General features: G+C 39.8%; 22 protein-coding genes. 13 read left to right on the top strand and 9 right to left on the bottom strand.

The annotated features are described in order from the left end of the window. The 5 genes from CU635_RS08895 (at position 1) to CU635_RS08880 (ending at position 2,711) form a co-directional block, all read left to right on the top strand. Positions 1-378, top strand: coding sequence for a hypothetical protein (locus CU635_RS08895; protein WP_101577016.1), 378 nt, complete (start codon positions 1-3; stop codon positions 376-378). Next, entirely contained in the window at positions 375-503 is a 129-nt protein-coding gene (locus CU635_RS24075; protein ID WP_257985632.1) for a hypothetical protein, read from the top strand. The genes CU635_RS08895 and CU635_RS24075 overlap by 4 nt, the downstream gene beginning before the upstream one ends. A gap of 132 nt (positions 504-635) precedes the next feature. Beyond that, positions 636-1,088, top strand: a complete 453-nt coding sequence (locus CU635_RS08890) for a chemotaxis protein CheX (RefSeq protein WP_101577015.1) — start codon at positions 636-638, stop codon at positions 1,086-1,088. A gap of 106 nt (positions 1,089-1,194) precedes the next feature. Continuing rightward, positions 1,195-1,551 (top strand): response regulator, encoded by a 357-nt coding sequence (locus tag CU635_RS08885; RefSeq protein WP_101577014.1) that lies wholly within the window; start codon positions 1,195-1,197, stop codon positions 1,549-1,551. Between the two features lie 38 nt (positions 1,552-1,589). Then, positions 1,590-2,711 (top strand): phosphatidylglycerol lysyltransferase domain-containing protein, encoded by a 1,122-nt coding sequence (locus CU635_RS08880; protein WP_101577013.1) that lies wholly within the window; start codon positions 1,590-1,592, stop codon positions 2,709-2,711. 553 nt (positions 2,712-3,264) lie between these two features. On the opposite strand, the gene CU635_RS08875 is transcribed toward CU635_RS08880, so the two are convergent. Genes CU635_RS08875 through CU635_RS08865 form a run of 3 tightly spaced genes read right to left on the bottom strand, consistent with a single transcriptional unit; the run spans position 3,265 to position 7,417 of the window. Further along, entirely contained in the window at positions 3,265-4,422 is a 1,158-nt protein-coding gene (locus CU635_RS08875; protein WP_180956470.1) for an MGDG synthase family glycosyltransferase, read from the bottom strand. Continuing rightward, on the bottom strand, positions 4,419-6,722 hold the full coding sequence (locus CU635_RS08870; RefSeq protein WP_101577011.1) for an ABC transporter permease: 2,304 nt from the start codon (positions 6,720-6,722) through the stop codon (positions 4,419-4,421). Before CU635_RS08870 ends, CU635_RS08875 begins: the two co-directional genes overlap by 4 nt. Continuing rightward, positions 6,719-7,417 carry an ABC transporter ATP-binding protein gene (locus CU635_RS08865; RefSeq protein ID WP_101577010.1) on the bottom strand — a complete coding sequence of 233 codons (699 nt, stop codon included), beginning with the start codon at positions 7,415-7,417 and terminating at the stop codon, positions 6,719-6,721. Before CU635_RS08865 ends, CU635_RS08870 begins: the two co-directional genes overlap by 4 nt. A 652-nt stretch (positions 7,418-8,069) precedes the next feature. On the opposite strand from CU635_RS08865, the gene CU635_RS08860 reads away from it, so the two are divergent. The 3 genes from CU635_RS08860 (at position 8,070) to CU635_RS08850 (ending at position 11,753) form a co-directional block, all read left to right on the top strand. After that, positions 8,070-9,413 (top strand): glycosyltransferase family 2 protein, encoded by a 1,344-nt coding sequence (locus tag CU635_RS08860; RefSeq protein ID WP_101577009.1) that lies wholly within the window; start codon positions 8,070-8,072, stop codon positions 9,411-9,413. 85 nt (positions 9,414-9,498) lie between these two features. Then, positions 9,499-10,389, top strand: a complete 891-nt coding sequence (gene galU, locus CU635_RS08855) for a UTP--glucose-1-phosphate uridylyltransferase GalU (protein ID WP_101577008.1) — start codon at positions 9,499-9,501, stop codon at positions 10,387-10,389. Between the two features lie 23 nt (positions 10,390-10,412). Next, positions 10,413-11,753, top strand: a complete 1,341-nt coding sequence (locus CU635_RS08850; RefSeq protein WP_101577007.1) for a UDP-glucose dehydrogenase family protein — start codon at positions 10,413-10,415, stop codon at positions 11,751-11,753. Positions 11,754-11,798: 45 nt separating this feature from the next. Here the strand turns inward: CU635_RS08850 and treR are convergent, their stop codons facing one another. Both treR and treP read right to left on the bottom strand, forming a co-directional pair. Next, the gene (gene treR / locus CU635_RS08845) at positions 11,799-12,515 is read right to left on the bottom strand and encodes a trehalose operon repressor (protein WP_101577006.1); all 717 of its coding nucleotides are present in this window, start codon (positions 12,513-12,515) and stop codon (positions 11,799-11,801) included. 219 nt (positions 12,516-12,734) lie between these two features. Then, entirely contained in the window at positions 12,735-14,162 is a 1,428-nt protein-coding gene (treP, locus tag CU635_RS08840) for a PTS system trehalose-specific EIIBC component (protein WP_101577005.1), read from the bottom strand. A gap of 290 nt (positions 14,163-14,452) precedes the next feature. Between treP and CU635_RS08835 the strand changes: the two genes are divergently transcribed. The 3 genes from CU635_RS08835 to CU635_RS08825 all read left to right on the top strand — a co-directional run bounded on the left by CU635_RS08835 (position 14,453) and on the right by CU635_RS08825 (position 15,768). After that, entirely contained in the window at positions 14,453-14,950 is a 498-nt protein-coding gene (locus CU635_RS08835; protein WP_101577004.1) for a GNAT family N-acetyltransferase, read from the top strand. Positions 14,951-15,026: 76 nt separating this feature from the next. Beyond that, positions 15,027-15,533 carry a DinB family protein gene (locus CU635_RS08830; RefSeq protein ID WP_180956469.1) on the top strand — a complete coding sequence of 169 codons (507 nt, stop codon included), beginning with the start codon at positions 15,027-15,029 and terminating at the stop codon, positions 15,531-15,533. A 28-nt stretch (positions 15,534-15,561) separates the two neighbouring features. Next, entirely contained in the window at positions 15,562-15,768 is a 207-nt protein-coding gene (locus CU635_RS08825) for a DUF5316 family protein (RefSeq protein ID WP_101577002.1), read from the top strand. Between the two features lie 71 nt (positions 15,769-15,839). Here the strand turns inward: CU635_RS08825 and CU635_RS08820 are convergent, their stop codons facing one another. After that, entirely contained in the window at positions 15,840-16,067 is a 228-nt protein-coding gene (locus CU635_RS08820; protein ID WP_101577001.1) for a hypothetical protein, read from the bottom strand. A 543-nt stretch (positions 16,068-16,610) separates the two neighbouring features. On the opposite strand from CU635_RS08820, the gene CU635_RS08815 reads away from it, so the two are divergent. Continuing rightward, complete coding sequence (locus CU635_RS08815) at positions 16,611-17,441, top strand: STAS domain-containing protein (RefSeq protein ID WP_101577000.1); 831 nt, start codon at positions 16,611-16,613, stop codon at positions 17,439-17,441. A 580-nt stretch (positions 17,442-18,021) separates the two neighbouring features. On the opposite strand, the gene CU635_RS08810 is transcribed toward CU635_RS08815, so the two are convergent. The 3 genes from CU635_RS08810 to CU635_RS08800 all read right to left on the bottom strand — a co-directional run bounded on the left by CU635_RS08810 (position 18,022) and on the right by CU635_RS08800 (position 21,215). Beyond that, positions 18,022-18,456: a Fur family transcriptional regulator gene (locus CU635_RS08810; protein ID WP_101576999.1), complete on the bottom strand. Its 435-nt coding sequence runs from the start codon at positions 18,454-18,456 to the stop codon at positions 18,022-18,024. A gap of 109 nt (positions 18,457-18,565) precedes the next feature. Continuing rightward, the gene (gene katA, locus CU635_RS08805) at positions 18,566-20,023 is read right to left on the bottom strand and encodes a catalase KatA (RefSeq protein WP_101576997.1); all 1,458 of its coding nucleotides are present in this window, start codon (positions 20,021-20,023) and stop codon (positions 18,566-18,568) included. A gap of 328 nt (positions 20,024-20,351) precedes the next feature. Next, entirely contained in the window at positions 20,352-21,215 is an 864-nt protein-coding gene (locus CU635_RS08800; RefSeq protein WP_101576995.1) for a TetR/AcrR family transcriptional regulator, read from the bottom strand. A gap of 351 nt (positions 21,216-21,566) precedes the next feature. On the opposite strand from CU635_RS08800, the gene CU635_RS08795 reads away from it, so the two are divergent. Beyond that, on the top strand, positions 21,567-24,806 hold the full coding sequence (locus CU635_RS08795; RefSeq protein WP_101576993.1) for an efflux RND transporter permease subunit: 3,240 nt from the start codon (positions 21,567-21,569) through the stop codon (positions 24,804-24,806). Positions 24,807-24,904: the final 98 nt, after the last annotated feature.

The raw sequence follows: 24,904 nt of genomic DNA, 5'->3' as shown, positions 1-24,904 counted from the left end.
ATGCAGCTTTCTGAGTTAATTTTGAAAATAAATAAAAGTGTAGAGGATCTGGATCTTATTTCAACAAGAAAGCTTATCGAAGCCAACATAACCATTCTTAATCAGAATAAAAATCTCCTGAAAAGTAATGCCAGGGAATTACTCGAATTCTTAACTAATAGTTTGGATAATGAAGATAAACCACTGACACGCCAGGAATTGGGGGCTATCAATTCAATAAACGCTTACGCCTCAAGATTTGACGTGAGAGGGCTGAAGCTTAGTATAAAGGATAAAGCGCAATTGCTGTTGCGCAAAGATGTCATTCTTTACCTGAATTCTGATGCTAAAATTTTATTAGAGGGACTAGGAGCTATAACAAAAGACGACCAGCAATGAGGTCGTTTTTTTATGGGGATTTTTCTTTCTATTATTTTCATGAGGAAACAGCTGTAGCTGCCCAATCTCTTGCCCAGCTGGCAGAGGAGCTGAACCAGTCGGTATCCGGTTTTAAAGTGAACTAAATATGATAGAGTAATAGATAGTTGACCCCAATCCGATGAATGAAGGATTGGGGGTGCCTAATTTAGAGGTAGTGTATTGTCGATAGCTCTATATGAGCGTCAAATATTTATTAATTGGAGGAAATACACAGAATGAATCTTACACAATCCCAGCCGGTTTCCATACTTATGGATGGTATGCTTTCGTCATTAGACCATGTCGTTCCCGTCCCCTATGAAAAAGGAAGCCCGCAAAGTCTGGAAAACTATCTAAACCTTCAATTTGGTGTGTTAATCGGACTTACAGGTGATCTGAAAGGAAAGATTATTTATAAAGGTGATCAGGAGTTATTCGGTTCACTTGGAGAAGCCATGTATGGGATGCCGATGGAGGGAGAGATGTTGAAATCTTTTGCCGGTGAACTTGGTAATATGATCTCAGGAGGGTTATGCGCAAACGTATTTCAACAGGGAATTTCACTGGATATCACATCTCCGACGATCATGGAAGGGGATTCCAAAATATCAGGTTTCAAGAAGGGAATCCAGTTTGTTGTTACTTTTAAAGAAAAGGGGAATCTCATCATTTATTTTTTACTCGATTGATGTGATTGTCCAAGAAATGAACGCGATAACACGATTTTTATTTTTTCACAAAATGCAGAAAATGAAAGAACTATAATATATAATAGAAAGAGGTTTTTACTTTTTTATGGCAAAAGTCTTAATAACGGATGATGCAGCATTTATGAGATTGTTACTAAAAGATATGATTATTAAAGCAGGACATGAAGTTGTTGGTGAGGCTGAAAACGGACTGGTGGCCGTTGAAAAATATAAAGAGCTTCAACCGGACCTCGTGACAATGGATATTACAATGCCGGAAATGGACGGCGTTCATGCTGTGAAAGAAATTAAAAAAATCGACCCTAACGCCAAAATCATTATGTGCTCGGCAATGGGGCAGCAGGATATGGTGGTCGAAGCCATTCAGGCAGGTGCGAGAGAGTTCATTGTCAAGCCCTTTTCAAGTGAACGAATTGAAGAGGCATTAAGCAAATTATTGTAAAAGAATGACTTTGGAAATTTAGCTTTACGGAGGGACATATGCTCCTTGTTTACTCTTTGTCATTATTATTTTTAATTACTGTCTATCTCTTCGTTAAAGAGAATCGAGCTATCGGGTCAGTTCAAAATGAAACGGACTTGAATGAAATTTGGACGTTTCTAGAAAAATATGGTGGTAATCATACCTCTCATTTAAGCTTTTTAAATGACAAATTGTTTTATTGGGCGAAAAATGAACAAGTTTTGCTTACTTATCAAAAGGTAGGCAAAACTTGCGTCGTTTTAGGGGACCCGGTTGGGAAAGAATCATTCATGAAAGACGCAATAAAGGAATTTAAACAATTTTGTTACCGGTCAGGTAATGAGCCGGTTTTTTATCATGTTTCTCCACGTTTTTTAGATGATTATATACAAAAGGGATACCATTCGGTTAAGGTTGGCGAAGAAGCGAGAATTCGCATACCGGAGTTTTCGACGGTCGGGAAAAAGAAAACGCGGCTTCGAACGCCGATCAATAAATTCGAACGGAACGGTTACCGTTTTTCTGTTTTATTTCCGCCGCATTCAGCACTGTTAAAAAATGAGTTAAAAGCCGTATCGGATTCCTGGCTCGGCAATCGGAAAGAAAAGGGGTTTTCGGTCGGTTTTTTTTGCGAAAATTATCTTGCCCGTTTTCCGCTGGCTATTGTTGCGGGTCCAGATGGCAAAATCATTGCTTTTGCGACGCTTGCATGTAACCAGCAACTGAAGAATCGGACAATTACGATCGATTTAATGCGCTACTTGCAGGACAGCCCGTCCGGAACGATGGATTTTCTGTTTGTATCAATATTTAACTGGTGTAAGGAACAGGGCTATGAGTGGTGCAGCCTGGGAATGTCGCCACTAGCCAATTTAGGAGAATCAGAGAGGTTTAACTTGGCCGAGTTGATCGGACAGTTCATCTATAAAAGAGGCAATTACTTGTACAATTTTAAAGGGCTCTATGAATATAAAAATAAATTCGAACCGCTGTGGGAATCACGGTATCTTGTATATAAAAAACATACCCTGCCAATTATATTTGTTCAGATTACCCTGTTGATTCACCGCAAGCGCAAGGCTGACATCAAAGAGGCTGCGGTCACTTATTTGAAACGGAGAATCAGAAGGGCGGGGTGAGGGATGGCAATCTTCATATGATCGAAGAATACGACATTGGCGGCAATCCAAGAGATGAGGGACTTCTCCCAAGCTCACTTGCCTAATTTTGTCCTTCATCGCCTGGATGAAGGACTTTTCCCAAGCTCATTCACCTAATTTTTCCTACGGCATACTCCTGTATATCTAGACAACTTCATTCGTTTTTCGGTTTAGCTTGTTACATTGTGAAATTGACTTGTGTGTTAATAAATCGTAAATTATTTCAAATAAATGTTTCTTGTTAAAGTATTAAAACGAATTCGCCGCAAAGCCATATCTTCAGTTACATGTAAAATATTTAGGGTATAAGTAACGACCAACTAAAAAACAATTACAATTATGATGGTTTCATACCGATAAAAGAAAGAAGACGTCGGTTCAGTAGTTAACATCTACAAGGCAAATAAAATCCAACAGAGAGTTGATAATACATGCACAATTTCATTTCAATCGTCCAATTTGTTTACTCATGGCTTTACATTGTCGTGTTTGGGATTGGAACGGTTTTTATATTCTTCCATATCTTTAAAAATTAGTTCTCAATATTACCATAGAGCTGATAAAATACGGTATCTATATACGTAATGTGTCCCGGTTTGTCTTCATTCAAGATCGTTTTTTCGATAAAATGGCAAACTTCAGCAGTTGTGCTTAATTCCAGCTCGCTTAAATACGCTTGTGTAGCTTTATGTTTTTTAAACACGGCAGGCTGATTTTGCAGGAAGGTAAAAATTTGCTCTTCCATTGGCAGATTAGTATCAAAAAGAAAAACCAGGTCATTTGCTTTTAAATATTCGACGTTTTTTTCCTCCTGCCCGGGCAGTACACTGTGCAGAAAAATAGGAAGCCGTTTTCGCAACGCTTCGCTGATTGTTACACCGCCTGGCTTAGTGACGATCACGTCTGCCCAATCATATAATTCATTCATTTTTGCACTGTTTGTAATGTAAGAATAGGGTGTAACGTCAGGGTTTTTTTGCATTTTTAGGCTTCTATAAAGGGGTAAGTTTGTTCCGCATAAAACCCTGTACTCAGCAGAATACGAGTCAAACTTTGACATGTTTAATAACCCAAGATTTCCCCCAGCGATCAAAATACAAAGCTGCTCATTAAATGCTTTTCTCTTACTCCTCGATTTAATCTCGTTATTGACGAGGATTCCCGTAATTTTAATTTTTTCTGATGGTATCCCCGATTCCTCAAATTTAGTTTTTATATGGCGTGAAGGGACGAGGTGCCAGTCCGTTTCATTTAAATCCCACAAGCTATTTATAAAAAAATCAGTATAAATATTGATTACAGGTGTTGAGATGACTCCGTATTTCTTGAGCTTGCCTACTAGAAAGGACGAAAAGCTGTGCGTGCACACAATCAGATCCGGCTCTTCCCTCAACAAAAGCTCCTCCATCTTTTCTAAACAGAACGATTCATAAACTCTCTGAATAAGTTTTGAATTTTGGCTAAAGAAGCCTTTGTAAAATCTGCTGTAAAAAGCAGGCGCTTTTTTAATCCAGTTCAGATAGAGGTGAGAAATTCCTTTTTCAAGCGCTGGGCTCATAAAACTTAGAAGATCGACCTTTTTGCATTGTATTGACGGATATTCCTCCGTAAAGGAATCGATCAGTGCTGATGAAACCTTATGATGTCCAGATTCCATTTTAAATAGAGGTAAAAACAGTATCTTTTTCATTGTCCCCCTCCAAGTTTCTCGGTAATAAGTTCTTTGACTGGCAGTCGTGCCGCTTTTTGTGCTGGAACGACACTGGCTATCACACCCAGACATAAAGAGAGTGCAAGCCATAAGCCAACCCCCCACGGCGAAAATTGCGATTGCAGCTGGGAATGAATCAGCGATTCTCCAATACTTTTATTTAAGATTTTTTGGATCGGATAGGATAGTGCAACGGAAATGAACCAGGAGATGATAGCAATGAAAAGTCCTTCACCTATAAACAGTTGGAAGATTTTCAAGTCGGAACCCCCGATAGCACGAATGATCCCGATCTCTTGTTTTCTTTCAAGAACATTTCCACTCATAACCGTAATTAAATTCATTATTCCAACCGCCGTGAAAAGAATTCCCGTAAATAAAAGTGAATAGACGACAAGCGAAATAATCTCATGTGGTCTTTTGTTCATGTGATTAACGGTATCAAACGATTCAATGGCAATGTGATGATCACTAAACTGCTGTTCAATATTGCTGATCGTTTTGGAGTTTCCATGGGAATTCATTTTTACCATCACCTTGTTAGGCTGCTGTTCACTTATCCAATCATGATAATCGCCGGCGCCGATATAAATAGCAGGACCATTTAAATGGCTCTGCACGATACCGCCAACTGTCCAATTTTTGACTTGATTTCCTATCTTTAATGAAATCCGGCTACCGGGTTGAATGTTTCCTGCCATTGTTTGAAAGTCCTTGTTCACAACAATATGGTTTTTGGGCAAGCTACTTAGCCATAATCCTTTCGTTACTGCCGGGGTTAGCATATTGCTCTCTCTTGGAACCGCAAGCAAAAGAGTGCTGCTTGCCGTAGTTTTATTAGGGAGAATTGCTTCTGAATTTCTGCCTGTCCAACTTTCAGCTTGAAGGACTCCATCTGTTTGATTGACCAGCTCAGTAACCTGCTCGCTGCTTAAATTTGTTCTTATACTCCATTCCGAATCATGCTGCCAAAAGCTCTGGATTTCTTTGAGTGTGCTTACCATCGAATTATTCAGGGCCATGCAGGAGATGATAATAGCCCCTCCGAAAGCAAGGATCAGAATATTAGTCAAAAGCTGAACCTTTCTACTGACAGCGTTCCGTACCGATAGACAGAAGAAGCGAAAACCCGTAGCTTTTCTTCCCCCTTTTTTGCGAAATTCTTTGCTGCCATATAGTAATCCTTGGATAATTGGAATTCTAAGAACGATGTATATTGGTACAAAAGCGGATACAAATGGAATTAAAAACGCGAGAACAACGATAAGAACCAGGATATCCGTTGAATAATAAAATTCAAATTCTCCGATGTTTAGGGATTTAATAAGATATTCCGAAAAATAATAGGAGAATCCAGCACTGGATAGGATCGTCAATAAAAAAATGCTTGACCCCATAAATCCTAAGGTAACAATGTATTCATTCCACAAATGCTTTCTCTCTGCACCCAGGACCTTTAAAATGCTCATGTCATGGATCTTCTCCGTTGTCAGGCGATAGAAAAAGTGAACCACTAGGATGATTCCCAAGATCAGTGCCAGTACCCCGAGGATGATCAACAGACTGAATACCGTGTCCGTCATCTGTTCTCTAAGCAGTAATGACTGTTTCGTAAATTCACTGCGATATACGGTAATGCCTTGCGAGTTTAATAGTTTCTTAATATTTTCAATAATGGCTGAGTCGTTTTGTTGATCATCCCCTGATTTAACAGTAATTTGAATGACGTTTTTGTCAGAAGACAAATCCAGTGTCTCCAGAGACGCAGGGGATAAAAAAGCGCGTCCAAACCCGCTGAACTTGGTTGGAATAAAAGTATAATCGGTCATTTCTCCTGCCACTGGCAGATTCGCTTCCTTGTTTTCCGGCAATTTGACCGGAACGATATCCCCTTTTTCTAGATCATAAAAGTCCATCGTCGTTTTCTCTAAAAAAATCCCGGGTGTATGATTGTTTCCTGGTAAAGCTATTAACTCAAAATTCCTTAGAGATCCGTTGATTTCAAGGCGGACCCTTGACTTAAAGCGTGCTTCAGCATCGTTAATTCCATCTATCTTTGTTAAATCGGGAAGTTCTTGTTGAAATACGTTTGTGTACAAAGATATGACGGAATCCTGCTGTCTGTCTGTATCGGCCACTGTCCTGCTGAACAGCTCTTTCGTATTAAGGAGAGTCGCTACTGTACTTAAGCAGATTGATATAGAAATAATAATGAAGAAAATACGGGCTCTGCTGTTTCTTATATCTCTCCAGGCTTTCCGCATGTAAACAGCATTCATGCCTGACCAACTTTTTTGTCAACGATATGATCTTCGGAAACATATCCATCCTTTACAATAAAGGAGCGGGATACCCTATGGGAGAAATCATGATCGTGGGTGACCATCACAATTGTTTTGCCTTGTTCTGATAGATTTTTAAAAAGGGAGAAGATATGCTCAGCATTCTCAGAATCCAGGTTTCCAGTCGGCTCATCAGCGACGATTAGAGGAGGGTCATTGGCTAAAGCCCTGGCTATTGCACATCTTTGCTTTTCTCCGCCTGATACAGAATCAGGAAAAAGGTAAGCTTTTTGTAAAAGCCCAACACTTTCGAGAAGCTTCAGTGCCCGTTCTTTTCTTTTTTTTCGGCTCAGGGAGCGGGAAAACTCCATTGGAAGCATGACATTTTCAAAGAGTGTAAGAGTCTGAAGCAGGAAGAAAGATTGAAAGACAATCCCCGTTTCCCGGCTTCGCCACTTCGTCAGCCATTTTTCAGGAAAGCTCGAAATCGTTTTTCCTGCAATGCTAATAGTTCCTTCTGTAGGAGTATCGATACCCGATAGTACATGTAATAAAGTTGACTTCCCGCTGCCTGATTTACCGATGACCGCGACAAACTCCCCCTTATTAATCGAAAGGCAAACATCCTTCAAGGCCCAGAACTGGTCATCTCCATTCCCATATACTTTTGAAACGTTTTGCAATTCTATCATGATACCAGAACTCCTTAGTAAACATTCTTATAGTATTTGTAATAACACGTTACTTTTAAGTAAGCAAATTCGTCAGTACTCGTATATGTATTCTTATATGAGGATAATTTCATAAGAATCCTATTATCTATCATTAAAAGCTTAATGTTTTATAAAAAGAATAGGAGCTTTATAAGGAATTATTCCTATAAACAGTTCCAGTTTATTACATTATCTAATCAATATCGTTTATTTTTGAGGCGATTTATATCGTTTTTACCGATCTGAGTAGAGAATTTCAAAAGAAAAAATTTTTTATAACTTTTTTAAAAATGTCAAAATGAGAAAATGTAAATGAAATGTAAAAATTATTATGCACCACTTCACCTTAATAAAGCAAACCTTACAAACAGGGATATAGGAATATATAGGAAATACAATTTTAAACATTAAAGTTATGTTACAAAAATAATAGCTAAGTTAAATAACAAAATGTTTCCGCTTCCAATCAGGTAAGATCAACAGTATTAATACACCGTGGTTAAAAAGAAGGGTTTTCTTAACGGTGAAAAACGTCGGATTGCTAAAAAACGCTGTCGTTATTAATCTAGTTTTGAAGTTGCCTGCCGAGAGCAGGGGAGATTGAAAATTTAATAGCGAGAGGAGAGTTACAATGTCAAAGGTTGTACAAGATTTATCAGCAGCCGAAATCCAGCAGATTACAACAGATAAAAAATTCTCATTGAAGGAGAAAACGTTTGTCATCACGCTTTTCATTTTCACTGTAGCTGCGCTTTTCTATGTGAACTGGACTGCATCAGATCAATTAAATTTAACGATTGGCCTTTACGGTTCAGTGATGATTGCTTATTTGTTAGGAAAAATGATTCTGTCATTTAAATACAAAACTTTCGACCTCGACCCTCCCGACTTAAAGGTGTCGGTTGTAATCCCTTCTTATAATGAAGAGCCTGAGGCGGTTCTTGGTACGATCAAAAGTATTTTAAAGCAGGATTACCCGATTCACGAAATCTTTGTGATCGATGATGGAAGCAAAGATATATCAGCTTATGAGGCTTCTCTTAAACTTAAAGAGACCCTTCATGCAAATATGACAGCAATCGAAGGCATCGATCCTGCGAGGCTGCCTGAATTGATTGTCCATCGTCTGCCGCAAAATAAAGGAAAGAGACATGCGCAAATCTGGGCGTTTGAACGAGCGACTGGTGACGTTTTTGTTACGGTTGACTCGGATTGTACCGTTTTTTCCAACGCGGTTCGCGAATTGTTAAAGCCTTTCAATGATTCAGAGGTTGCGGCCACAACCGGACATGTAAATATCCGGAACAGGACCGATAATCTATTAACAAGACTGATCGATATGAGATATGACAATGCGTTCCGTGTTGAGCGGGCAGCACATTCTGTGACAGGAAATGTTTTGGTCTGCAGCGGTCCTCTTAGTGCATATAAACGTAATATTATCATGTCAAACTTGGAACATTATGGTACACAAACGTTTTTGGGCCAACAGGTGCAGCTTGGCGATGACCGGTGCTTAACAAACTATGCCATTCGCGAAGGGAAAACCATCTATCAATCAACAGCTCGCTGCATCACGGATGCGCCGACATCCCTATATACGCTGCTGAAACAACAGTCGCGCTGGAATAAATCTTTCTTTAGAGAAAGCTTAGTAGCATTGAAAATCGGTTTCAAAAAGCCAAATGTTTTTGTCTGGGTCATGCTTGAAATGTTCTTATGGCTCGCTTTCGGAGTGTCATTAATGATGGCCGTTTATATTACTTCAGCAACGATGGGTTGGATTATGCTGATTTACTATCTGGCGTATGTAACGATATCCGCCTATGCAAGGAACGTGTTTTATGCATACAAAAGGCCATTAACCTTCCTGCTTGCACCAGTTTATGGCATCTTGTTTTTAATCCTGTTATGCCCGCTCCGTTTCTGGGCATTGCTGACTTTACGTTCCACTTCATGGGGAACAAGAGGATAAAATGAACAATTGATCCGGCTTGATTGAAAATATAGGCCTTTCAAATCATTCTTAAAAGCTTATTTTAGAAGGAGGAGTTGTTTCTATGAAGGTTCGTAAAGCGATTATTCCAGCTGCAGGGTTGGGTACAAGATTTTTACCGGCGACAAAGGCCCAGCCAAAAGAAATGCTTCCGATCGTTGATAAGCCAACAATTCAGTATATTGTGGAGGAAGCAATCAACTCAGGTATCGAAGATATTCTGATTATTAGCGGTCGCGGTAAACGGGCCATCGAAGATCATTTCGATAAAGCTTATGAGTTGGAAGAGACACTCTATAAAAAAGAGAAGTATGACAAGCTTTCTGAAATCCAAAGTATTTCAAACCTGGCCAATATCCATTATATTCGCCAAAAAGAGCCAAAAGGGTTGGGGCATGCTATTCATTGTGCGGCAAGCTTTATAGGTAATGAACCGTTTGCGGTTTTATTGGGGGACGATATTGTCCGTTGTGAAACACCATGCCTTCAGCAGCTGATCGATGTTTTTGATAAACACCAGAATTCGGTTATCGGCGTGCAAGAAGTCGACCCAAAGGATGTTTCCAAGTACGGTATTATCGCTCCGTTAGGAAATAAAAATCCTGATGATGGAATCATCCCACTGGCATCCGTTGTCGAAAAGCCGCGCATTGAAATCGCACCTTCTAATTACGCGATCATGGGACGGTATATCTTAACACCAGAAATCTTTACGATTCTCGAAACACTGCCACCGGGTTCCGGTGGAGAGATTCAGCTGACAGATGCAATTCAAAAGCTAAATGAAAACGAAAATGTACTTGCTTATGACTTCGATGGCAAGCGATACGATGTTGGGGATAAATTTGGTTTTGTTAAAGCGACCATTGATTTTTCTCTTGAAAGAGAGGACCTTAATCAACAGGTGAAAACATATTTGAATGAACTTGTTGGCAACGAAAAGCTCGTCCATTAATCGTCTATAGGAGGGAAACTAATATGAAAGTATCAATCTTGGGAACAGGGTATGTAGGCTTGGTTACAGGTGTTTGCTTATCTGAGATTGGCCATGATGTAACTTGCATTGACATCAATCCGCATAAAATAGAAATGCTGAAAAAAGCAGAATCTCCCATTTATGAACCCGGCTTAGAAGAATTAATGAAGACCAACATTGAAAATGGACGGCTTCATTTTACAATGTCCCATAGTGAAGGACTCGCTGATGCCGAAGTCGTTTACATAGCTGTAGGAACACCGCAAAACGTAGACGGTTCCGCTGATTTAACTTATATTTTTCAGGCAGCAAAAGATATTGCGTCCCATATCAACCGAAATACTATTCTTGTCACAAAAAGCACTGTGCCAATAGGGACGAATTATAAAATAAAGGAACTGGTCTTAAAACATCTGCGCGCTAATATCACAGTAAATTTTGCTTCAAACCCTGAGTTTTTAAGAGAGGGATCAGCTGTATCGGACACATTTCATGGTGATCGAATTGTGATCGGTTCGGATAATGAAGCAACAGCTGATACGTTAGAAGCCTTGTATCAGCCATTGCAGATCCCTGTATTGAAAACAAGCATTTCTAGCGCGGAAATGATTAAATATGCTGCAAATGCTTTTCTTGCGACTAAAATCTCGTTTATTAATGAAATTGCCAATCTATCAGAAAAAGTAGGGGCAAATATTGAAGAGGTCGCTGAAGGGATTGGCAAGGATGACAGAATCGGAGCTAAATTTCTTCAGGCTGGCATCGGATATGGGGGATCGTGTTTTCCGAAGGATACTCACGCGCTTGTAAAAATATCAGAGGAATCAGACCATGACTTTCATTTATTGAAATCAGTGATTCAAATCAATGATTCTCAAAAATACCTTTTATACGAAAAAGCAAAAGAGAGATTTGGCTCTCTTGCAGGGAAGCGGGTCGCTTTTCTTGGGCTGAGCTTTAAGCCAGAAACTGACGATATTCGGGAAGCAGCGTCAATAGCTTTAGCGGAAAAATTAATGAATGAAAGTGCAGAGGTGATTGGGTACGACCCGATTGCGATAGAAAATGCTAAAAAGGTGCTGCCAGAAGGCGTAGTCTACACAGAAACAATCGAGGATGCGATTAAACATTCAGATATCGTGTTTATTTTGACTGACTGGAAAGAAGTTGTCCAAAAAGCATTAATTCTGACAAGTCTGTTCCATGAAGAACCAGTCATTTTTGACGGACGCAATTGTTATGCACTTGAAGAAGTGGAAAAATACAATGTTGAGTATTATTCAGTAGGAAGAGACGCAGTTCGACCAAAGACAGAAGAGAAACAGCTTGCGGCAGCGTTATAATTATTACAATGGTGACCACAATATTTTATTGAGGTCACCATTTTTTCATAAATGTGTTCTTCTTGCAAAGTCAACAAATCGGAATTTGTCCGGCCGGTGCCTTGATTCTGTATATTGAAAAAGGCTCGCGTCATCCAAATACACAAAGTTTTTAATGACAACAACATTATGATATCCGTCGAGGTCCAACAGTTTTCGGTCTTCAATGGTAGGTTCGACAACGACGATTTCTTTTTTGGCGAAACTGATCGTTAAGTTCAATTCATTTTCTAGATAATCGTAAATCGAGTCGGCGCAAATATCCTCTGTCAAAGAAGGAACGTGTTTTTTAGATATATAATCTTTATCCAAAATAATTTTCTCGCCGCCCATTTCCCTAGTTCTGACAATCTTCCAGACCTGGTCTTTGCTTGATAAATGGAGTTGTTGCTTAATATAGTTGTCAGGCTTGATTAAGGCAAGTTCATGGACAATCGTTCTTGGTTTGTTCTCCATTTTATCTGCCAGTTCTTTAAAGCTGATCAGACCGGAAACGGGGAAATCAAACTTGTTGATGTCAATCACAATCGACCCTTTTCCACGGACTTTTTGAATATACCCGTTCTGTGAAAGCAGGTTCAATGCTTTTCTAATCGTTTCCCTTGATGTATCATATTGATCTTTTAATTCATGTTCAGAGGGGAGAAGGGTATTAGCCGGAATCTCCCCGTTTTTAATTTGTTCGACAATGCTGCTATAGATTGTTAGATACTTGTTAGTCATAAAGGATCCCCAATCAGTTTATTAAATAAATATTTCTTGTAAATCGGGATTATTTGAAGATGAACTTGCTAGGAGGATTGCTGTTTTTTAAAAGTTCCACACAACGTCAGCTTCACAAAATCCCCATCAGTAATCATACCATATTCTTTTTTTAATATGACATTTCACCTGAAAAGTAAAGCGAGGGAGAAACTTCTTCTCCCTCCCTTTTCGGTCCACTTACTTTCTATTAAAAGAAAATTTATTCATTCTTGTATTAGCAAAAACAATTGTCAAGATGATAGGAACAACAATTGCTACTAACATGGCTACTGCAAACATGAGCCAGTGTCCAGCTTGGATAGATAAGATTCCCGGAAGACCGCCAACACCGATTGAGTTAGCCATAACGTTGCTGCCTACTGATACGACACCTGCGAACAGAGATCCAATCATCGCTGCAAGGAATGGGAAGCCGTATTTTAGATTGATCCCGAACATCGCTGGTTCTGTTACGCCGAGGTAACATGAAATCGCAGCCGGAATCGACACTTGTTTTTCTTCTTCATTTTTTCTGTTAATATAAATCATCGCTAGAACAGCTGAACCTTGAGCAATATTTGATAAGGCTATCATTGGCCACAGGTTTGTTCCGCCAAATTCGCTCATTAATTGAAGGTCAATCGCATTTGTCATATGATGCAATCCTGTAATAACAAGCGGTGCATAAGCAAAGCCAAAGATTGCGGCAAACAACCAGCCAAATGCAGATGTTAAGCTTGAATACACCACATCTGAGATGAAACTACCCATTGTCCAGCCGATTGGACCGAGGACAGTATGAGCAATTAAGACAGTTGGAATAAGTGCAAAGAATGGTACAACGATCATTGATATTGAATTTGGAACAAAGTCACGAAGCTTGCGTTCTAAAAGGGCTAGCAAAAATCCGGCAAGAATCGCTGGAATGACCTGAGCCTGATAACCAATCATTTCAATTTCGGCAAAGCCAAAATTCCATGTTGGTATTGTGTCAGCACCGGGAACTCCATAAGCATTAAGCAACTGTGGAGATACGAGTGTGATACCAAGGACAATACCGAGTATTTGCGATGTACCCATTTTCTTTGTAATCGACCATGTGATTCCGACAGGAAGGAAGTGGAATACCGCTTCACCAATCAGCCATAAAAAAGCATGCACGCCAGCCCAGAACTGGGATACTTCAACAATTGATTTTGTACCATCTTCAAGCAATTTAATGTCTCCGATAACGTTCCTGAAGCCGAGGATTAAACCACCGACGACAAGAGCGGGAATTAACGGAGTAAAAATATCAGCAAGATGGGCAATCATTCTTTGGATAAAGCTCATATTTTTCTTGGCAACAACCTTTGCCTCATCTTTTGAAGTACCATCAATATCTGCTAGTTTAGTAAATTCATTGTAGAAGGATGGAACTTCATTGCCGATAATGACCTGGAATTGTCCTGCTTGTGTAAAAGTTCCTTTTACAAGCTTTATAGACTCAATCTGACTTACATCAGCTTTAGCTGGATCATTTAATACAAAGCGCATTCTCGTCGCACAATGGGTAACGGCTGCAACGTTTTCTTTACCGCCAATGTATTCCAATAAATCCTTTGCAGGATCTGTGAACTTACTCATTTTTCTTCCCCCTGTTGAATTGGAATCACTCCAATTCTTTCTTTTATATTTTCATACCCTTATATGTACAGGATAATGTGTGCGTTTACAAAAATACGAATCCTGTATATACAAGTATTTGGTTGCGTTTTCATTTTATCCTGTATATACAAATATGTCAACAAGGAAAAATATTTTTCAATCAGTCTTAATACTTTTTATCTGGAGTGCGCTTGTAGAAACAGAAATTTTTAGTTATCATTAAAATATGAATATTCCAAAAAATTCCTAAGTTGAGGAAGAGGAACCTTATGATCTTGAGTACAGAAAGATTGAGCTTGCGGAAAATGAATAAAGAAGATGTTCAAAACCTAATGGAAATCTTTGCGGACCCGGAAGCGATGAAATTTTATCCTTCTATAAAAGACGAAAAGGCAACGATGGAGTGGATCGAATGGACATTAAGCAATTATTCGATTCATGGAACAGGTCTCTGGATAGTAGAACATAAAGAAACAGGGGAGTTTCTCGGACAGTGTGGAATTGTTCCCCAGGACATAGACGGGACAATTGAGATGGAAATTGGCTATTTGTTTGCCCGGCGCCATTGGGGAAATGGATATGCTACAGAAGCAGCCTCAGCTTGTAAAACATATGGATTTGACCAATTGAGGCTTCGAAAACTCATTTCTTTAATCGGTATCAATAATATTCCTTCTATTCGTGTTGCTGAACGAATCGGCATGAAAAAAGAAAAGAAAATGCACAAATGGGGCAAAGAAATCCTCGTATATGTTGTCACAGCATAAAAGTCTCAATGTGAACTGAATGATTTTTACTGGCTATTATTGTTTCTGTGCGATTAACTTTTTCAGGAGGATTGTGATGGAGCCGAAAACTATCAGGGCGTTGTTTGAGTATAATTGGAGAATTAGAGAGAAGTGGTTTGCATGGTGCCAGCAAATTCAGGAGGAAGAACTTTTTAAAGAGAGAAACGGAGGCTATAAAGGGTTTATGCAAACTTTGTTTCATATTGTGGATGTGGAACAAAGGTGGTTATCTGGCCTGGTAGATACTGAGTCTATTAAATACAACTTCACTGACTTTGATAATTTGGAATCGATTATCAGGTTTTCCCGGGAAACACAAACACGTTTTACTTCATTTTTGAACAATTATACTCGAGGAAGCGGCGCTCAAATTCTAAACGCTGTCAACAAGAAAGGGGAGAATGTAGCGTATATATATATTGAAATACTTCTCCATCTTGCCGTTCATGAGAGTCACCATATCGGTCAGATGTCAGTATGGGCACGAGAAATAGGCAAAGAGCCAGTGACAGCAAACCTGATCGGGTTAAATATATTCAACAATGAAGACTGGAAATATTAATTAAGCCTTAGAGAGGGCGAATGCAGGGATGATGAAACTTTTTCTTATCGTTGGGATAGTTGGAATTATGATTTCAGGAATTTGTATTGGGGCATGGATTGACGGGCAACAGCAAAGAGCGAATTATTATTCAGAAACAACGGAGCAAAGAAAGGTAAGAACTAAAGTGGGCATATACGCGGGTCTCATTGGAATGATTTGCTTAGGTATTAGCGGGCTCATTTACTTTTTTTAGATCATTTCAGGATTAGAATGAAGCTGGCCGTTATTCCAATCCGGAATCACTTGAATCAGCAGCTTCCATGCTTATTGATTAATAAATCGGTTTAAGTAAGCAGCTGTATCTTCAAGGTCGGCAAATTGGTGAATTTTGTTTTCCTGAATGTCATGTAACTTAAAACGCTCCATTTCACTACAATATGTTAAGGAAACCACTTGTTCAGAGTCATTTGTAATCCTGTGGGAAACATTCGATTCAATGAAGGGAGTTTTCTGGAGCTCCTGAAGCAGTCTATTAATCGTTGATAAATTCATTTTATACATCCCCTTTCCGGCAATTATGGACCTCAAAAAAATGATCCTATTAGAATAACTTTAACAGAAATCCTTATAAGAAAAAAGAAAAATCGTAATAAATTTTCAAAATTTAGAAAAATTTAAATGCTGGTTTATCGAGTATATTTAAGTCTCCAATATGCCAGAAAGTCTCCAGCAATTAGTTTTACGCTTTTAAAAAGAGAAAAAGAAAAAGTATCGATAAGATCATTATTTCTATTTACAAGTTTCTTTGAATAATGATTGCATTGTCTAGAATAAATTTTTTAAATGAGTAAATTTCACAATGTAATAAGCTAAACCGAAAAACGAATGACGTTGTCTAAATAAACAGGAGTATACCGTAGGAAGCGAATAAGATTATCTTAATGTTAAATAACCGTTCGTTTTTCAGTTAAAGAATTCTTTATGAAATTTATTCAAATATTATGATTTGCTGTACAATAGATTTGATAGAGGTTGGATGACCATAAGCTTTGCAATCCCATCGTCTACTAATATGTACTATAAGGAGGAAACTAGTTGCGATCAGCTAAGCATTTAGGACAATTAATCGTCGGTGAAAAACTTACATTATCATCAAAAATTAGTGAAAATTTAAATGAAAAATATATTAGGTTCCTTGAGGAAACCGACCTGGATGATCAGCAAATCGTGCAATGGAGAGCAAAATTAATTGGTTATACTGGCCAGGCTTTGATTTCATTTGAAGTGAAGGTCGTGTGGGACGACGTAAATGAATGGGCAAGGAACACTGGGGAAGCAGCCGTTCAATATGGAGTCGAGATCGATGAATTGTTAAACACAAACAAAATATATCGCAAAGTGATTTGGGACTTTATTCAAGAGAATATCGATAAAGAAATTACGAAAATTGACTCTATTTTGCGGATTAATCAAATCATTGACTCAATCTTGGACCAAACGGCTTATATGTTCAGTGTTACTTTTGTAGAATATCATAGAAAAAGACTGACATTAGCAAAGGATGCGATGCTTGATATTTCGACACCGGTTGTTTCAATATCGGATGAAGTTGCCATTCTTCCTTTAGTTGGGGAACTGGATACATACCGGGCGAAGGTTTTAATGGAAAGTTCCCTGCAAAGATGTGCCTCGTTAGGAAACTCTGAGTTAATCATTGATCTATCGGGTGTGCCTATCGTCGACACGATGGTAGCATCTGAGTTGTTTCAAGTAGCAAACGCACTCAGGCTGGTAGGGGTCAGACCCACCTTTACAGGGCTGCGGCCAGAACTGGCCCAAGCTGTGATAAGTCTTGGCATCGACTTTAAAGAGATTCGAATACTTGGAACCTTAAAACAGGCTATGGCATCTATACAGAGTAGTTGAGCATAATGTATATGAAGAGTTATCGAGGAGATCCGAAAAGGCGGAGTCCGGGTTTTTGTATTCATGATTCAGCTTTGCTGTTCTATTTAATGATGCAAGGATTTTCGCCTTTGATTAGCTGTTTTCCGGAACAGGGAAAGATGAGGAATTATTTAAAACAATCGGACAGAGGGAATGATGGTTGATAATGAAGAAATAGCTAGAAGAATACTTAATATACAAATTCCAGCATGAAAAATGAAGCAGAAATCATAAATTATCTGATTCCCGGCAAAGAACTTGTACAAATTATTTGGATTCCAGGAAATTAGACATATAGAAGTAGCATCTGGAACTTTTATCACTCTTTTAGGACATAAAAATGGTTAATCCCCATGGTTAATTTACTGCGATGAGTTTTTTTCTGGAGTTATTGATAATACTCAAAACTTTGTTTTAATGCCTTTCAACTTAATTCCACATTGACATAGGATACTGTGCTTCAAGTATTTAATTTCTGATTGGCATTTTGGGCACAATATTTTTTGCGGGCTCATTGTTTTTCCTCCTTTTAGTGACTGTTTCCCTTTATAATTTTCAATTATGCTTGCCTGGATTTCTGGCAAGCCGTGCATAGACCGTAAATTTCCAATTCATGCAAGTGAATCGCGTAATGCGTTAATTTTGATGCTGCGTCCTCAATCTCTTTTAGCTTCGGATAATTAAAGTCCACAATCATTCCGCATGCTTCGCATATTACATGGTAATGGTCAGTATTCGCCAGTTCAAATCTGCTCAATCCATTGCCATACGGCAGTTCTTTTAAAATGTTTAAATGTACAAACAGTTTCACATTGTTGTAAATAGTCGCCAGGCTTATAAAAGGAAGTTCCCGGTGAATATCCTCAACAGTGGGGTGATTATTTAATGAAAGTATCGTTTTTAAGAGTAATATTCTTTGAGGTGTTATGCGTAAACCGCGTTCTTTTAAATAGGGAATTAGTTCTGTCACATGATCTTCTTCCACGATTAACATCCTCTTTGCTTTTTATTTTAAGAATAGGTATCCATTCATAAACAAATGGATACCTATTAATTGAGAAAATGAGAATTAAGTTGAGAATAGAAATGGAAAAACTAAGTAATTATTTTACTTCTTCAAGTAAAGAGATTCCGAGTCCTTCTGCAATACGTGTGCCGTACTCTGCATCTGCCTTATAGAAGTTCATGGTTGCGCGTCGCTTAATATCATCGCTTTCTACCGGCTTCATTGCACCAACGATGTTGGCAACTAAACGTGTGCGCTCATCTTCACTCATCAAACGGTACAGGTCACCGGCTTGAGTGTAATGATCATTGTGATCATAAGCTACGCTGTCAGCTTCTCCTGAAACCGCATATGGAGTTTGCTTATCTTCAGCTGATTCTGTTGGTCCGGCATAGCTGTTTGGCTCGTAATAAACAGAGCCGCCACCGTTGTTATCGAAGCGCATTTGACCGTCACGCTGATAGTTATTCACTTCATTTTTTGCACGGTTGATCGGCAGTGCCTGGTGGTTCGCTCCAACACGGTAGCGGTGGGCATCATGGTAAGCAAACAAACGGCCTTGCAGCATTTTATCCGGTGAAGCTTCGATACCAGGGACAAATGTTCCAGGTGAGAATGTTGCTTGTTCAACCTCTGCAAAATAGTTCTCAGGGTTGCGGTTTAGAACCATGCGGCCAACTTCGATTAGAGGGTAATCTTTTTGAGACCATACTTTTGTGACATCGAATGGATCAAAACGATAAGTATTTGCATCTTCTAAAGGCATGATTTGTACATAAAGCTTCCAAGCAGGGAAGTCGCCTTTTTCAATTGCGTTAAACAGATCTTCAGTATGATAATCCGGATTTTCACCAGCAAGCTTGGCAGCAAGGTCTGTATCCAGGTTTTTAACACCTTGTTCAGTTTTAAAGTGGTATTTCACCCAAACGCCTTGTCCTTCAGCATTCACCCATTTGAATGTGTGGCTGCCGAAACCGTGCATATGGCGGAAAGTTGCCGGGATACCGCGGTCAGACATCAGGATTGTTACTTGATGTGTAGACTCAGGTGATAATCCCCAGAAATCCCATACTGCATTCGGGTTTTTTAAGTGTGTTTGCGGGTGGCGCTTTTGTGTATGGATAAAGTCAGGGAATTTAATTGCATCACGAATGAAGAAAACAGGTGTGTTGTTTCCAACTAGATCATAGTTTCCTTCTTCTGTATAAAACTTCACTGCAAATCCACGCGGGTCACGAACAGTATCAGCAGAACCGAGTTCACCGGCAACAGTAGAGAAACGAATAAACATAGGTGTGCGTTTGCCTACTTCTGACAGGAAGTCAGCTTTTGTATATTTTGAAACATCGTTTGTTACTTCAAGGTAACCGTGGGCTCCAGCACCTTTAGCATGGACAACACGCTCAGGAACACGTTCTCTGTTGAAGTGTGCCAGTTTTTCCAAGAGATGAACATCTTGAATCAACGTTGGTCCACGGGAACCGGCTGTCATGGAGTTTTGATTGTCGCCAACTGGCGCACCCCAGCTAGTCGTAAGCTTTTTATTATTACTCATCAAATCACCTCTTAAAGATTTTTATATTGCTAACTAGAATGATAACACTTTTCAATAAAAAATCAATACTTTTTTATAATAATTATAAATAGCGATTTTGGATTGAAAGACCCCGCTTGAAAATGGAGTTTTCCAGTAAATCAGGGTAAAATGGGAAATATATCAATCTAGTAAGCCGGAACAACATTATATATTATGATAGGAATTTTAATTTGAGTCATTGTAATGACTATCAAATGAATTCCCCACACGAATTTTTAAGATAAATCTATAAAACCAATGAATCATACATAAAAACCATGCTAATTTGGCATGGTTTTTTCAGTGATTATTTAAATTGAAAGAACTTATTAATCAAATCCTCGAGTTCTTTTGTTCCGTTTTCATTTTTAAGATTGGCAAGCATGCCTTTAATAACAGGCATTCTTGGGGAATCAGACCGTATTTCTGATTCGAGCACATCAAGCGTGATATATAGATCTTCTGATTTATCCAGCTTCTGCTTCGTTTCGCTGATCTTTCTAATAAGTTCGGATTTATTTAGCTTTTTGCCAATAAAAGTATCACCCATAAGCTTTTCTTCGACGAGTGTCGGAGGCAGGATTGGCATTTCCCCGGATTGAGCGAGCCCTTCAACAAGATTGTCAGCTCTGTTTATTATATATTGCGCCAGCGCATTTAAATCGATCTCCGCTTTATCAAACACAATAATTTCAAAATAGGAATGAAAAATGCTTTTTAGCATGACAGTTAAATCCCATACATGAGGGGCTGCTCTTTCCCCATAAATTGCAAGCAAAGACTCTTTAAAGAACTTGCTCGCTTCAAGCCTCATTTTTTGGATGAATTCGGCAATGGAATCATTGAAGGGAATAGCCTGCTCTCTTGCCTGCATGATGATGAACTCTTTATGCTGGATGATTTCGTCATAATTGGTGATCACCTGCGCAAGAAACTTTTCGCGCGGCGGCAGGTTTTCTGCCTCAATTTGCTGGATCCGTGTTTGAATTCTTTCGTAATAATATTCAAAAATAGCCAAAAGCAAAGCTTCTTTTGATTTGAAATAGAGATAGAAGGCTCCTTTGGAAATTCCGCATTCATTGGCAATCTCCTGGATGGAGGTAGCATCAAATCCTTTAGAGGCAAATAGCTTTATGGCTGATTCAATAATGAGTACTTTTTTTTCTTTCATCCATCTCACCCGCTTCAAATCTTCGTCTATTTAAATTATGACCGTTTATTCCCGGAATATAAAGTTACACTTCAATGAATAATCTCATTTTTGCTATATGTGGCTTCACCAAACCCAAACCTTTATAGTAACCGCTGCAAATAAGGATCGATTGAATTAAATTTTTCAGTCTTAAGTCGTACTTAAAAATAAAGCTGAAGAACATGTTAACGGGAGTGCTGTAAAGGTATGGTTATTGTGCACCAGCTTTTTTGAAGGGAATTTTTTATTGACTTGTGACTGACTGGTCATATATATTATTAATGATTATGACCGGTCGGTCAAGAGAGAGTGTAAAATGGGGAGGAAACAATGAACAAGATTATTAATTTTTCGTTGAAAAATAAGTTTGCCGTCTGGCTGTTAACCATTATCATCACAGTGGCCGGACTTTATTCGGGGCTTAATATGAAGCTTGAAACGATCCCGAATATCACAATGCCGATGGTCAGTATCACGACTGTTTATCCAGGTGCAACTCCTGAAGATGTGGCGGATCATGTATCAGAACCGATTGAGAAGGCGATTCAAAACTTAAATGGAGTAAACGTGGTTAGCTCGACCTCCTTTCAAAATGCCTCCTCTGTGCAGGTGGAATATCAATTTGAAAAGGATATGGATGAGGCTGAACAGGAAGTGAAAGATGTTCTTGCAAGCCTTTCATTGCCTGATGGGGTAAATGATCCCGAGGTTATGAGAATTAACTTTAATGCATTTCCGATAGTGGCGATTAGTGCTGCAAATGAAAAGCAAACATTAACTGAACTGACAACAACGATTGAGGACGAAATTGTTCCTGCGTTGCAAGGTCTTGACGGTGTTTCAATGGTCCAAGTATCAGGTCAGCAAGTAGAAGAGGTCCAGCTCGATTTTAATGAGGAAAAAATGGCTGAGTACGGACTCGATCAGCAAACCGTACAAAGCGTTATCCAAGGCTCAAATGTTACTTTTCCATTAGGACTTTATAACTTTGAAGATTCACAGAAATCGGTTGTAGTAGATGGGAATATTACGACAATTGAAGATTTAAAAGCAATCGAGATCCCGCTCATTCCAGCCGGTAACGGAGCAGGAATGCCGCAAGGCGGCGAATCCGGCCAGGCGCCGGGACAACCTGGCGATGGAACGGGAATGCAGCCTGGCACTGGAGCCGGACAGCAGTCACCCGCACAGTCTGGCAGCGGAGCTGGCCGTGGAATGGATGCCCAGCCAAGCAATACACAACAGATGCAACCAGGTGCACAGCAAGCGCTTGAACTTCCAACTATAAAGCTTGGGGAAATTGCTGAGATTAATGTAGTTGGGGAAGCAGAATCAATCTCCAGAACAAACGGCAAAGAAGCGATCGGCCTGCAGATTGTCAAGGCAAGCGACGCGAATACCGTAACAGTCGCTAACAATGTAAAAGAAGCGATCAAAGAATTTGAAGAAGACATTGACGGTCTTGAGATTGTCACAACGTTTGACCAGGCTACTCCAATTGAGGATTCTGTACAAACGATGCTTAGCAAGGCGATAACAGGTGCAGCCTTTGCAATCTTGATTATCCTGTTGTTTTTAAGGGATATCAAATCGACGCTTATCTCTGTTATCTCGATTCCGTTGTCATTATTGATTGCAATTCTATTATTAAACCAGCTCGATATCACCCTTAATATGATGACGCTTGGTGCGATGACTGTTGCGATCGGCCGCGTTGTCGATGATTCAATCGTTGTAATTGAAAACATATACCGCAGGATGTCTTTAAAAGGTGAAAAGCTGAAAGGGAAAGAATTGGTCAGGGACGCGACAAAAGAAATGTTCATGCCGATCATGTCGTCCACGATCGTCACAATCGCTGTCTTCTTTCCGTTGGCGTTAGTAAACGGAATGGTTGGCGAATTGTTTATGCCATTTGCGTTGACGATTGTCTTCGCTTTGCTGGCATCCTTGCTTGTCGCCGTTACAATTGTGCCGATGATGGCCCACTCGTTATTTAAAAAAGGCATCAATGAAAAAGCCCACCAGCATGCGGAAAAACCGGGGAGGCTTGCCGGCACTTACCGGAGAATTCTTGAATGGGCCTTGAATCATAAATGGATCACGTCTGGCATCGCGGTATTGATGCTGGTCGGAAGCTTGTTCCTCGTGCCGGTCATTGGCGTCAGCTTCCTTCCAGAGGAAGAACAAAAAATGATCATTACCACATACAATCCTGCCCCGGGTGAAACTTTTGAAGAAGTTGAAAAGCTCACATTGGAAGCAGAGGAATTTTTCCAGGACAGAGACGGGGTTAAGACAGTTCAGTTTTCCCTCGGTGGCGAAAACCCAATGAACCCCGGCGACACGAGCAGCGCCATGTTCTTTGTGGAATACAACAATGATACCGAGAATTTTGAAGCGGAAAAAGAAGCCGTTATTGCGAAACTGCAAGATAGGGACAATGCAGGAGAATGGGCTTCACAAAACTTTTCAGCAAGTGCCGGAAGCAATGAAATCGTCTTATTTGTATATGGTGAAAGCCTCGAGGACATCGAACCTGTTGTCGCCGATATCCAGGATATTATGGCTGAAAATAAAGATTTGAAAAATATTGATTCAAGTATTTCAGAAACATATGAAGAGTATACATTGGTCGTTAACCAAGAAAAGCTGAGCAAGCTCGGTCTGACGGCCGCCCAGGTAGGAATGGCATTGAGCCAGAATCAGGAACAGCCGGTTTTGACAAAGGTTGAAAGTGATGGCAAAGAGCTGAATGTATACGTCCATGAGGAAGAGGACAGCCTCAGCACTGTTGAAGAGTTAACAGGCAAGACGGTACAGTCCCCGCTTGGAACAGATGTTGCGGTTAGTGAAGTAGTCGAAATTCAAGAAGGAAACACGTCGGATACAGTGACAAGGAGGGACGGCCGAATCTATGTCCAGGTTAGTGCTGAACTGGGAACGGATGACGTAGCGCAGGCGTCTGCAGATGTCCAGAGCAAGGTCGACAAGCTTGAGCTTCCTGCCAACGCAGAAATAAATATGGGCGGCGTTACCGAAGATATCAACGAAACATTCTCGCAGCTCGGACTGGCAATGCTCGCCGCAATTGCAATCGTGTATTTAGTTCTGGTTATTACCTTTGGCGGGGGTCTCGCACCATTTGCGATTCTATTCTCGCTGCCATTCACGATTATCGGTGCGCTTCTCGGTTTGTTGGTCAGCGGCGAAACAATAAGTGTTTCCGCGATGATTGGCGCATTAATGCTGATCGGAATTGTTGTGACCAATGCGATCGTGTTAATCGACCGTGTTATCCATAAAGAGAATGAAGGATTAACAACAAGGGATGCGATTCTTGAGGCCGGTACAACCCGTCTCCGCCCAATTTTAATGACGGCGATCGCAACGATTGGAGCTCTTCTTCCTCTTGCAGTCGGAATGGAAGGAAGCGGACTGATCTCAAAGGGCTTGGGGGTAACCGTTATCGGCGGTTTAACAAGCTCAACATTTCTTACGCTGCTCATTGTTCCGATTGTATATGAGGCAATTCGGAAAATGGGCAGAAAAAAGAATAAGGAAGTTTAATTTAGGAGGGCACCTGATTTTCAGGTGCTCTTTCATTTGTGCGTGCCCAGCAAGCCGTTAATTGCTAGTTGGTGAAAGTCCAACCCGAGTAAGTGTCA

Source organism: Bacillus canaveralius, from assembly GCF_002860125.1.
Taxonomy (GTDB): Bacteria; Bacillota; Bacilli; order Bacillales; family Cytobacillaceae; genus Bacillus_BJ; species Bacillus_BJ canaveralius.
The sequence above is the reverse complement of the archived record's forward strand: the minus strand, read 5'-3'. Positions and strand labels throughout refer to the sequence as shown.

Coding starts and splice junctions, on each gene's coding strand:
- CU635_RS08895 (WP_101577016.1), top strand. CDS start 1: ATGCAGCTTTCTGAGTTAATTTTGAAAATAAATAAAAGTGTAGAGGAT.
- CU635_RS24075 (WP_257985632.1), top strand. CDS start 375: ATGAGGTCGTTTTTTTATGGGGATTTTTCTTTCTATTATTTTCATGAG.
- CU635_RS08890 (WP_101577015.1), top strand. CDS start 636: ATGAATCTTACACAATCCCAGCCGGTTTCCATACTTATGGATGGTATG.
- CU635_RS08885 (WP_101577014.1), top strand. CDS start 1,195: ATGGCAAAAGTCTTAATAACGGATGATGCAGCATTTATGAGATTGTTA.
- CU635_RS08880 (WP_101577013.1), top strand. CDS start 1,590: ATGCTCCTTGTTTACTCTTTGTCATTATTATTTTTAATTACTGTCTAT.
- CU635_RS08875 (WP_180956470.1), bottom strand. CDS start 4,422: ATGAAAAAGATACTGTTTTTACCTCTATTTAAAATGGAATCTGGACAT.
- CU635_RS08870 (WP_101577011.1), bottom strand. CDS start 6,722: ATGAATGCTGTTTACATGCGGAAAGCCTGGAGAGATATAAGAAACAGC.
- CU635_RS08865 (WP_101577010.1), bottom strand. CDS start 7,417: ATGATAGAATTGCAAAACGTTTCAAAAGTATATGGGAATGGAGATGAC.
- CU635_RS08860 (WP_101577009.1), top strand. CDS start 8,070: ATGTCAAAGGTTGTACAAGATTTATCAGCAGCCGAAATCCAGCAGATT.
- galU (WP_101577008.1), top strand. CDS start 9,499: ATGAAGGTTCGTAAAGCGATTATTCCAGCTGCAGGGTTGGGTACAAGA.
- CU635_RS08850 (WP_101577007.1), top strand. CDS start 10,413: ATGAAAGTATCAATCTTGGGAACAGGGTATGTAGGCTTGGTTACAGGT.
- treR (WP_101577006.1), bottom strand. CDS start 12,515: ATGACTAACAAGTATCTAACAATCTATAGCAGCATTGTCGAACAAATT.
- treP (WP_101577005.1), bottom strand. CDS start 14,162: ATGAGTAAGTTCACAGATCCTGCAAAGGATTTATTGGAATACATTGGC.
- CU635_RS08835 (WP_101577004.1), top strand. CDS start 14,453: ATGATCTTGAGTACAGAAAGATTGAGCTTGCGGAAAATGAATAAAGAA.
- CU635_RS08830 (WP_180956469.1), top strand. CDS start 15,027: ATGGAGCCGAAAACTATCAGGGCGTTGTTTGAGTATAATTGGAGAATT.
- CU635_RS08825 (WP_101577002.1), top strand. CDS start 15,562: ATGATGAAACTTTTTCTTATCGTTGGGATAGTTGGAATTATGATTTCA.
- CU635_RS08820 (WP_101577001.1), bottom strand. CDS start 16,067: ATGAATTTATCAACGATTAATAGACTGCTTCAGGAGCTCCAGAAAACT.
- CU635_RS08810 (WP_101576999.1), bottom strand. CDS start 18,456: ATGTTAATCGTGGAAGAAGATCATGTGACAGAACTAATTCCCTATTTA.
- katA (WP_101576997.1), bottom strand. CDS start 20,023: ATGAGTAATAATAAAAAGCTTACGACTAGCTGGGGTGCGCCAGTTGGC.
- CU635_RS08800 (WP_101576995.1), bottom strand. CDS start 21,215: ATGAAAGAAAAAAAAGTACTCATTATTGAATCAGCCATAAAGCTATTT.
- CU635_RS08795 (WP_101576993.1), top strand. CDS start 21,567: ATGAACAAGATTATTAATTTTTCGTTGAAAAATAAGTTTGCCGTCTGG.